General features: G+C 64.6%; 8 protein-coding genes and 2 pseudogenes. 4 read left to right on the top strand and 6 right to left on the bottom strand.

Going from position 1 to position 8,765, the window contains the following annotated elements; all coding sequences use genetic code 11:
* Window positions 1–78: 78 nt before the first annotated feature.
* From gltX to QZY48_RS07295, 3 genes are all read right to left on the bottom strand, one after another.
* Window positions 79–1,500, bottom strand: coding sequence for a glutamate--tRNA ligase (gene gltX, locus QZY48_RS07305; RefSeq protein WP_295429598.1), 1,422 nt, complete (start codon window positions 1,498–1,500; stop codon window positions 79–81).
* A gap of 355 nt (window positions 1,501–1,855) precedes the next feature.
* Entirely contained in the window at window positions 1,856–2,995 is a 1,140-nt protein-coding gene (locus QZY48_RS07300) for an ABC transporter permease (protein WP_295429595.1), read from the bottom strand.
* Between the two features lie 187 nt (window positions 2,996–3,182).
* Window positions 3,183–4,310, bottom strand: a complete 1,128-nt coding sequence (locus tag QZY48_RS07295) for an ABC transporter permease (protein WP_295429592.1) — start codon at window positions 4,308–4,310, stop codon at window positions 3,183–3,185.
* Between the two features lie 348 nt (window positions 4,311–4,658).
* On the opposite strand from QZY48_RS07295, the pseudogene QZY48_RS07290 reads away from it, so the two are divergent.
* From QZY48_RS07290 to QZY48_RS07280, 3 genes and pseudogenes are all read left to right on the top strand, one after another.
* Window positions 4,659–4,867: pseudogene (locus tag QZY48_RS07290) on the top strand (toxin-antitoxin system HicB family antitoxin).
* Between the two features lie 386 nt (window positions 4,868–5,253).
* Window positions 5,254–5,553, top strand: coding sequence for a DUF1778 domain-containing protein (locus tag QZY48_RS07285; protein WP_295429589.1), 300 nt, complete (start codon window positions 5,254–5,256; stop codon window positions 5,551–5,553).
* A 1-nt stretch (window position 5,554) separates the two neighbouring features.
* Window positions 5,555–6,181, top strand: coding sequence for a GNAT family N-acetyltransferase (locus QZY48_RS07280; protein ID WP_295429586.1), 627 nt, complete (start codon window positions 5,555–5,557; stop codon window positions 6,179–6,181).
* 202 nt (window positions 6,182–6,383) lie between these two features.
* Here the strand turns inward: QZY48_RS07280 and QZY48_RS07275 are convergent, their stop codons facing one another.
* The 3 genes and pseudogenes from QZY48_RS07275 to QZY48_RS34665 form a co-directional block, all read right to left on the bottom strand.
* On the bottom strand, window positions 6,384–6,665 hold the full coding sequence (locus QZY48_RS07275) for an SUMF1/EgtB/PvdO family nonheme iron enzyme (RefSeq protein WP_295429583.1): 282 nt from the start codon (window positions 6,663–6,665) through the stop codon (window positions 6,384–6,386).
* Window positions 6,659–6,943 carry an SUMF1/EgtB/PvdO family nonheme iron enzyme gene (locus tag QZY48_RS07270; RefSeq protein WP_295429581.1) on the bottom strand — a complete coding sequence of 95 codons (285 nt, stop codon included), beginning with the start codon at window positions 6,941–6,943 and terminating at the stop codon, window positions 6,659–6,661. The genes QZY48_RS07275 and QZY48_RS07270 overlap by 7 nt, the downstream gene beginning before the upstream one ends.
* Window positions 6,944–7,071: 128 nt before the next feature.
* Window positions 7,072–7,290, bottom strand: a pseudogene (locus tag QZY48_RS34665) (SUMF1/EgtB/PvdO family nonheme iron enzyme); the annotation flags it as partial.
* Between the two features lie 864 nt (window positions 7,291–8,154).
* Here QZY48_RS34665 and QZY48_RS07265 point away from each other — a divergent pair.
* Window positions 8,155–8,589 carry a hypothetical protein gene (locus QZY48_RS07265; RefSeq protein WP_295429578.1) on the top strand — a complete coding sequence of 145 codons (435 nt, stop codon included), beginning with the start codon at window positions 8,155–8,157 and terminating at the stop codon, window positions 8,587–8,589.
* The last annotated feature ends 176 nt before the right edge of the window (window positions 8,590–8,765 follow it).

The following is an 8,765-nucleotide window of genomic DNA, read 5'->3' as shown; positions in this document are numbered from 1 at the left end:
GTGGTCGGATTATTCGACAACGACAACGACAGAGTACCCGGGATCTCGGCCACCACATCAGTTCTGATCGCACCCGGGTCAGGCCCCGGCCTGCCCCTCGCGCTCGGCGATGAAGGCCAGCGCGCGGTCGAGACGGCGCAGCGTCGCCTCCTTGCCCACCAGCTGCAGGGTGACATCGATCCCCGGCGAGGCGGCCCGCCCGACGATCGCCACCCGCAGCGGCTGGGCGACCTTGCCGAGTTTCTCGTCCAATTCCTCCGCCACCCGCTCCACCGCCCGGTGCAGGGACTCCGGGGTCCAGTCCTCCAGTGCCATCATCTCGAAGGCCGCCCGCAGGCGGGTCAAGGCCTCGCGGGCGACGGGGCGCAGGTGCTTCTTGGCCGCGTCGGGATCGTAGTCGGCAAAGTCCTGGTAACAGAAGGCGCTGATCGCGGCCAATTCCACCAGGGTCTTGGCGCGGGCCGCCTGGGCCGCGACCACCAGTTCCGGGTCCGGTCCCTGGGTGGGGTCGATGCCCAGCGCGCCCAGGTGGGTGCGCAGCAGGTTGGCGACCCGCGCCGGGTCCGCGAGCTTGAGATATTCCTGATTGAGCCAATCGAGCTTGTCGGTGTTGAAGCTGGAGGCGGCCTTGTTCACGTCCGTAATGTCGAACAGGGCGATCATCTCGTCCAGGGTGAAGACCTCCTGGTCGCCGTGTGACCAGCCCAGGCGCACCAGATAGTTGAGCAGGGCCTCCGGCAGGTAGCCCGCGTCCCGGTAGGCGATGACGCTGACCGCCCCGTGGCGCTTGGACAGCCGCGCCCCGTCGTCGCCCAGGATCATGGGGACATGGGCGTACCGCGGCGGCTCCACCCCCAGCGCGCGCAGGATGTTGATCTGGCGCGGGGTGTTGTTGATGTGGTCGTCCCCGCGGATGACGTGGCTGATGGCCATGTCGGCATCGTCCACCACCACCGCGAGGTTATAGGTGGGCGAGCCGTCGGTGCGGCGGATGATCAGGTCGTCGAGCTCGGTGTTGCTGAAGACCATCCGGCCGCGGATCAGGTCGTTCACCACCACCGCGCCCTCGAGCGGGTTGCGGAAGCGGATCACGTGCGGGCTCGCCGGGTCGATCGCGCGGGCCCGGCAATGCCCGTCATAGCGCGGCTTCTGCTTGTCGGCCATCTGCTGCTCGCGCAGCCCGTCCAGGCGCTCCTTGGGACAGTCGCAGCGGTAGGCGAGATCGCGCGACAACAGCTCCAGGATCACGGCGTTGTACCGGTCGAAGCGCTCGGTCTGATAGAAGGGTCCCTCGTCGTAGTCCAGGCCCAGCCAGCTCATGCCCTCCAGGATGGCGTTCACGGACTCGGCGCTGGAGCGCTCCAGGTCCGTGTCCTCGATGCGCAGCACGAACCGCCCCCCATGCTTGCGGGCGTGCAGATAGCAGAAGAGCGCGGTGCGGGCACCACCGACGTGCAGATAACCGGTGGGGGACGGGGCGAAACGGGTACGGACGGTCATGGTCGCGCGGGACTTCCTGGGCAGGGGACAGGGAGAGGATTCTACCAGAGGCGCAGTCGAACCCGGGGCCGGCGCGGTGGGCGGTGCGACTGGACCTCAATTTCTTGACCCCAACGGGGTCAGGCATACCAGCCCAGGGCAACGCCCTGGGTGGACAGTTCAAATTTGACTGAGCCCTGAAAGGGCGTGACAAAGGGTCGGACGACAAAGGATGCAGCTATGTCACGCCCTTTCAGGGCTGATCGGCTCAATTTCTCTATCCCAGGGCGTTGCCCTGGGCTGGTATGTCAGGCCCCTTCGGGGCTCCAGGCGCCAACACAATCAAGCGCGATCAGGTCGTTACCCGGCGCCAAGCCTACCCCATCCGATGCCGGAACAGCCACCCCGCCGCCCCCAGGGTGGCGAGTGCGATCAGGGCCAGGGGCCACATCTGTCCCCACAGCAGGTCGAATCCGGCCCCCTCCAGAAAGACCCCGCGCAGGATCACCAGGTAGTAGCGTAGCGGATCGACCAGGGTCAGTGCTTGGACCGTCGGGGTCATATTGGCGATCGGGGTCGCGAACCCGGACAGCACCACCGCCGGCACCATGAACAGGAAGGCCCCGAGCAGGGCCTGCTGCAGGGTGAGCGCGAGCGAGGAGATCGCGAGCCCCACCCCGACCGCCGCCAGCACGAAGAGCCCGATCCCCAGATAGAGCACCCACAGTTCGCCCTGCAACGGCACCCCGAACCAGTGGACCGCGAGCACCACGACCAGCGATGCTTCGAAGACCCCGATCACGAACCCCGGCATGGCCTTGCCGATCAGGATCTCCAAGGGCCGCAGCGGTGTCACCAGCAGTTGATCGAAGGTCCCCTGCTCGCGCTCCCGCGCCACCGACAGGGCCGTCACCATCATGGTCACCACCAGGGTCAGCAGGCCCACCAACCCGGAGACGAAGAACCAGCGGCTCTCCAGGTTGGGGTTGTACCAGGCGCGCGGCACCAGGCGCACGGGGGGGCCGGCACGTCCGTGGGCGGCCATCCAGTCCTGATTGAACTGGTTGACGATCTGGTTCACGTCGTTCAATGCCACCTGGGCGCTGTTGGAATTACGCCCGTCGATCAACACCTGCACCGGCGCCGTGCGTCCGCTGGCCAGGTCCGCGGTAAAGCGCGGACCCAACTGCACCACCAGCATCACTTGGCGGGCCTCGATCAGCCCGGCAATCTCGCCCTGGCGGCCGATGTGCCCGGCCAACTCGAAGGTGGGCGAGCCCGCAAAGCGCGCGAGCAGGTCGCGCGCCGCATAACCCTGATCCCGATCATAGACGGCATAGGGCACGGCATTGAGATCGAAGGACGCGGCATAGCCGAACACCAGCAATTGGATGAGCGGCGGGATGATCACTACCATACGGCTGCGCTTGTCCTTGAACAGCACGAGGAATTCCTTGATCGTCAGGGCCAGGATATGGTCGAACTGCCCGGTGTCGGCCTGTTCCAGGTAACTCATTGCCTGCCCCCTTCGTGAATGCCTAAAGCGCCATTGTCGTTGTCGTTGTCGTTGTCGTTGTCGTTGTCGAGATTATCGTGGCGCCCCGGATTCTTCCGCACCCAAAATTGCATCGCTTCTCCGATTACGATTACGACAACGACGGTAAAGGCGCCCGCATCGGGCCATGCCCTCAATCAAGGCCAACCTACCCCAGCCGCTTACTCAACAGCCGCCGGCTCAGACCCAGGAAAAAGACCGCCATCAGCGCCAGGGCTGCGGCATTGGGCAGGATCACCGCCCACACATCGCCAGCCAGGAACAGGCTCTGGACGATGGCGACGAAATAGCGCGCCGCCACCAGGTGGGTGATGACGCGGATCACCGCGGGCATGCTGCCCAGGTCGAACAGAAAGCCCGACAGCAGGAAGGCGGGCAGGAAGGTGGCGAGGATGGCGACCATACCGGCCACGAACTGGTTCTTGGTGACGATGGAGATCAGGAGCCCCATCCCCAGCGCGGTGAGCAGAAAGAGGGTCGAGCACAGGGTCAGCACCCAGACCGACCCGCGCAGCGGCACCCCGAACAGAAACACCGCCATCAGCACCGACAGCAGCATCCCGCCCATGCCCAGCACGAAATAGGGCAGGATCTTGCCCATCAGAATCTCGCCGATGGTTACCGGGGTGACCAGCAGGGCCTCCAGGGTCCCGCGCTCCCACTCCCGGGCAAAGACCAGGGCCGTCAGCAGGGCCCCCACCAGGGTCATGTTCACCACCAGCAGCCCCGGCACCAGGTAATTGCGGCTCTGGAGTTCCGGGTTGAACCAGACGCGGGGCTCGGCCGTCACCGGGTTGGTGAAGGCCGTGCCCTGGGCCGCCAACTGGCCCTGCAGCCAGTTCGCCCAGACCCCCTGGACATAGCCCTCCAGCAGACGCGCCGAGTTGGCGTCCACCCCGTTGACGATCACCTGGATCGGCGCCTCGCCCTCCCCCTTGAGCCGCCGCGCAAAGTCCGCCGACAGCACCAGGAGCCCGTCGACCCGATGAGCATCCAGGGCCGCGCGCCCCGCCTGCCGGGTCGCATAGACCCGCGGGGCGAAGTAGACCGAGTGCTCGAAGGCCCCCAGAAAGGCGGCCGTCTCCGCCCCCGGCTGCTCGATGACCAGCCCGACCGGAACCAGGCGGGAATCGAGCGACACCCCATAGCCGAAGAGCAGCAGCAGCACCGCCGGCAGGACAAAGGCGATGGCGATGCTCGATGGGTCGCGCAGGATCTGGAGCGACTCCTTGCGCAGGAGGCCCGGCAGGCGGCGGTTGGTGCGGATGCTCATCATCCTGGTGTACTCTGGTGGGACCGCGATCATAGCAGGGTCATGCCGGGTTGCCATGACAGAACAGCCGTTTGGGCATGTCGTCAGGGTCGGCCCCGTCGCTAACCTGTCCAGCGGGCGAGTGCCCCGAAGCCCTGCCGACGTAACCTCGTGACGACTTGGCGCCGGCCGCCGCGGCCAGTGTGATATTCTCGGTCTTGTGAGCGACATAGAGCGCATTGTTGTCGATACCAATGTCTTCGTCGGCGCTTGCCTTGGCGCCGGGGCGTCCAACGAGGTCGTGGCTCTATCGGTGCTCGCGCCCGAAATGTTTCTACGAGAGGTACTTGGAGGACCGCGCTAACCCTTGACCTGCCTGAGGAGAAGTTGCACCGACTGGAAGTTCTCGCCCAAGCCCGTGGCACCAACGTCGCCCAACTCTTCGAGGAGATGTCCACGGTCGTGCTCGCCAGGCCGATGCGCAGACCCGGTTTCGCCTGCGTGCGCAACGGGGTGCCGGACGGGAGGCGCGTGGCCTGGAGTTGCTCGACCAGGCCGCCGGCCGCGGCGCGGCATGCTGACTGCCTTGGGACCCGATCCGGCGGTTGCTTGCGGGAACGCCCGTCGATCGGCGCCGGATGGGACGGTGGTCTTTCTGTTGGCACCGGTGGGCAGCCCGCGCGGCTGAGTGCGTCCAGGCTCGGCGGCAAGGGCCGCGGGCGGGACTCACAACAGGGTGCGGATGGTCGGATGAGAGCCTGTACCTGTCCTTCCGAAATTGCCACTAACGAAGCTTATGTGACGTGTCGGAGCGAAGGGCCCGCGTGTTCCCCCGTAGTACGCCGGACTGGGCGGTGAAGGAGCCGTGTCGCTTTCTCGGCATTTTGGAAATTTGGTATACTATCCCGGAATTCCCCCACGTCAGGCAACAGCTGCTGCAAGCAACCAACACCCCACGGAGCGCTTCATGCCATCGCTCGAATCCCAGGAGACCAGCGGCCGGACCCGGGACATCAACATCAACATTCGCGCCCAACGCAACCAGCGCGACCTGATCGACCAGGCGGCCGAGATTTTGGGCAAGACCCGCTCGGACTTCATGCTGGAGACGGCCTGCCGTGAGGCCGAGGACGTATTGCTGGACCAGCGCGTGTTCGTGCTGGACGCCGCGGCATTTGCGAAGTTTCAGGCATTGCTGGACGCGCCGCCCGCCGACAATCCCCGGCTGCGCGCCTTGTTGGCAACCAAAGCGCCCTGGGAGACCTGACTTGCCAACGGTTGGTGCCTGGACGGCTCCGGCGCCCCTCGCGGCGGCGCATGACCTGACGACCTTTGAGAGCGGCGAACCGACCCTCGACCACTGGTTGAAAACCCGCGCCCTGCGCAACGAGGGACGCGGCGCGTCGCGTACCTATGTGGTGTGCAACGATGACCGTGTCATCGGTTACTACAGTCTGGCGACCGGTTCAATATGCAGCGAACAGGCGCCCGGACCTATCCGGCGGAACATGCCGAACCCGATTCCCGTCATGCTGCTCGGGCGCTTGGCGATTGATCTCGCGTGGCAGCGCCACGGCCTCGGCAAGGCACTGCTGCGCGACGCCATTTTCCGCACGGCCACGGTGGCGCAACTGGTGGGCGTCAAAGCGCTTATGGTCCATGCCCTGTCCGAGACGGCGCGGCGCTTTTATGAGGTTCATGGGTTTGATCCTTCACCGACTCACCCGCGCACCCTGTTTCTGCCTATCGTCTTGTCGAGCGGTGAATTGCAGTGCTCGGAAGAACACGACCGGCAGGTGTTGCGGCTGGATGATTTCACCGCAGCGGACCTGAAAGCCGTTTCGGCGGTTGAGCCTTCGCCGCAAGCCGGCGTTTTTGATGATGAAATTCCATGACCGCCTTATGTCACCCTCCCAGCGCCTACATGCGCCTAGGCGCTAATGCTGTTTATGTGAAGTGGTGGCGGGGACAGGAGACTGCGATCAGGCGCCGGCTCGCTCCGGCAGTTCGGGCATCCACCTGGCAATATCGCGTGTGCCCTGCAAGGTGTTGCGCAGCAGATCCGGAAGCTTTTCCGGCAGCCATCAAGAATATTGACTAACGGTCTTGGGCAAGACGCAGGCCGACGTAAGGGCTCTTTGAAGCGGGCACGTCGCCGCTACGGGCAGACGCGCGCGCGGTCGAGCCGCCGTAATGCCATGTGCCGCCACGAAAAATCTGGTTGCTATATCGGCAAGGACTGTTCCATCCTGAGCCGTCCGACGGTGCTCCATAATAACTATCATGCCAACAGTCCTGAACCCATTCATATACGTTACCGACGGTATCGTAAAGCCCGAAAGGATTTGGTGGAAATGAACCGACGGCGGCGGTTACCAAGCCGCTTGAATAGCCGCCGCAGTATATTTCGCTATACGGAAGGGGCTAACCGTAACCTTGTGCGGCGGCTGTTCGTTATCTTGGCAGCGATCATCGCCAGGGCTGCAACCCATTTGGAAAGTGCCGCCTGGAATATTGAGCATTCCCTGCGCAATGCCCTTGATGACCTGCTCCACTTCCAGCTTCGCTTGGGCCTCAGCCTCGGCCGTCCGCCGCTGCTGCAACTTGTAGTCCAGTAACCGCCTGGCGCCTTGAAGGTCGGCTTCTGTCCAGGCCATTGCGTCGCCTCTTGGCAGCGCCAAGCCCACCAGTATCCCAAGAAGAACTGACAAGCCCCTTGACTTAATGGACGTTTTCTGTATTCCTGTCTCGTCGCAGCACATAGGAGCGTAATTCTCAATTGCTCTAAGTGGAATAGAAAACCCAGCTTAATCGGTCGGTCGTAGCCTTGAAATTGAGCTGGATTGTTTTTCATTATCGCCTGCCATTGGGACTGGGTAACCTCATATCGGCCCATCCGGAATGACCTGACCTTGACCTGATGCGGTGGCCGCGAAAGCTCGGAACATTGTCGGTCGCCGGGATCACAACCCATCTGGAAGGTGCCGCCGGGGATGGCCACCATATCTCGCGTAATGGCCGCGATCGGGCCTGAGCGGACCTGGATCAGTCGCGCTGGCTTGCTGTCCTTTGTCGGCGGTGCCTTTGTCCGTCGGCGTAGCAGAGTTGCGTCGGCTTGCTCCTCACCCTTGTCAACCGGAGGCTGTGTGCCCGTCGGGTCTTGCACCTTCGCGTCCCAAAGCCCGGCTTCGGTCAGCGCCAGATCCCGCAGTTCCGTCGCGCAGGGCGTGGCGCGCCTGGCGAGCGTGCGGTAGCGGTCGGCGCGGTCGCGACTAAACTCGGCGACCAACTCAGGGGCCTGCATGGCGAGTTGATCGAGCGCCTCGCTGGCCGCGGCCTCGTTGCCGCGCTCCAGAGCCTCCCTTGCTTGGGAAACTAATCGGGCTGCGCGCTCCGCCTTTGCGAGGCTCCACTGATGGTATAGGACGGGACCCAGGATCAGCACTGTCAACAGGGTGAAGATGCCGACGGTCCGACGGGGAGGAAGGGAACGCAGGCTACGGCCAACGCGCCCCAGCAGCGCCAGTACGCTGGAGGCGGCAACTCCAACGCGACGCCCGGACCGGCGCCCGCGCGCCAAGGGTTGGGGGGCTGGGCGCCGGGCTGCGCGGGGCGTCGTCGGCGACAGGATCGGCGCTGCCGGTCGGACGGCCGGCGGACGCGGTTGCACCGGTCGCGTCCGGCCCGTGCCCGCAGGGGCCGGGAAGGGGTCGCGTCCCAGGTCGTTGGTTCGGGCGCACCAGGTGCAGTGAGTCCGGCCGCCATAGTAATGGTGCTGCGGATTGACCTGGCACAGGATCAGCCTTGACTCGCCCTGCGCGAGTGCCTTACTCCAGTCCTTCGCGCTGGGGCGCAGTCCGGGGTTTGCGTGTCCGGCCTCGAAGGCGGCGCGAAAAAAATCCGGCAATGGCGGGGCCAATTCGCCAAAGAGTGCCAGTGGCGGGGGCTGGACCACGGATCCGGGCACGAAGGGAAAGAGCCCGCTCCGGACCCGCTCCCCCAGTTCGGACGGCGGGCCTATGCCGCGGAAGGGGTGACTACCCTCTTGCAGGATCAAGAACAGCAACACGGCCAAGGCGAAACGATCATGCTGCTCGTGGAGGCGCAGATGTTGGAGGTTCTTGCCCTGGGACTCGGGAGCGGTGTACTCGGGTTTGCCGACCGGACACAAGTAGGGCGGTCCCGCTGGGTTGGGGACCTGGAAGGAGTCGGTGTCGACTATGGTGAGCAGCGCGGTACGCTGGACCAGGATGTTGCTCTCGTTGAGGTCCCCTATGCAGTAGCCTGCGTATTCCACGCCTAAGTGGACACCGATTCCACGGCAAACTGGACACCCAATCCGCCGGAAACTGGACACTGATTCCAGGGCAACCTGGACACCTGTTCCAGGGCAAGTTGGACACCTGAGAGAGCGAGACGCCGCGCGGGATAACCGTGGCACCCTGGGTTTTTGCCCCCGAGGTGCTGAGAATGAACACG

Source organism: uncultured Thiodictyon sp. (assembly GCF_903828115.1).
Taxonomy (GTDB): Bacteria; Pseudomonadota; Gammaproteobacteria; order Chromatiales; family Chromatiaceae; genus Thiodictyon.
Note: the sequence above shows the minus strand (reverse complement) of the source record. Positions and strands in the feature narration are given on the sequence as shown.

Coding starts and splice junctions, on each gene's coding strand:
- gltX (WP_295429598.1), bottom strand. CDS start 1,500: ATGACCGTCCGTACCCGTTTCGCCCCGTCCCCCACCGGTTATCTGCAC.
- QZY48_RS07300 (WP_295429595.1), bottom strand. CDS start 2,995: ATGAGTTACCTGGAACAGGCCGACACCGGGCAGTTCGACCATATCCTG.
- QZY48_RS07295 (WP_295429592.1), bottom strand. CDS start 4,310: ATGATGAGCATCCGCACCAACCGCCGCCTGCCGGGCCTCCTGCGCAAG.
- QZY48_RS07285 (WP_295429589.1), top strand. CDS start 5,254: ATGCCATCGCTCGAATCCCAGGAGACCAGCGGCCGGACCCGGGACATC.
- QZY48_RS07270 (WP_295429581.1), bottom strand. CDS start 6,943: ATGGCCTGGACAGAAGCCGACCTTCAAGGCGCCAGGCGGTTACTGGAC.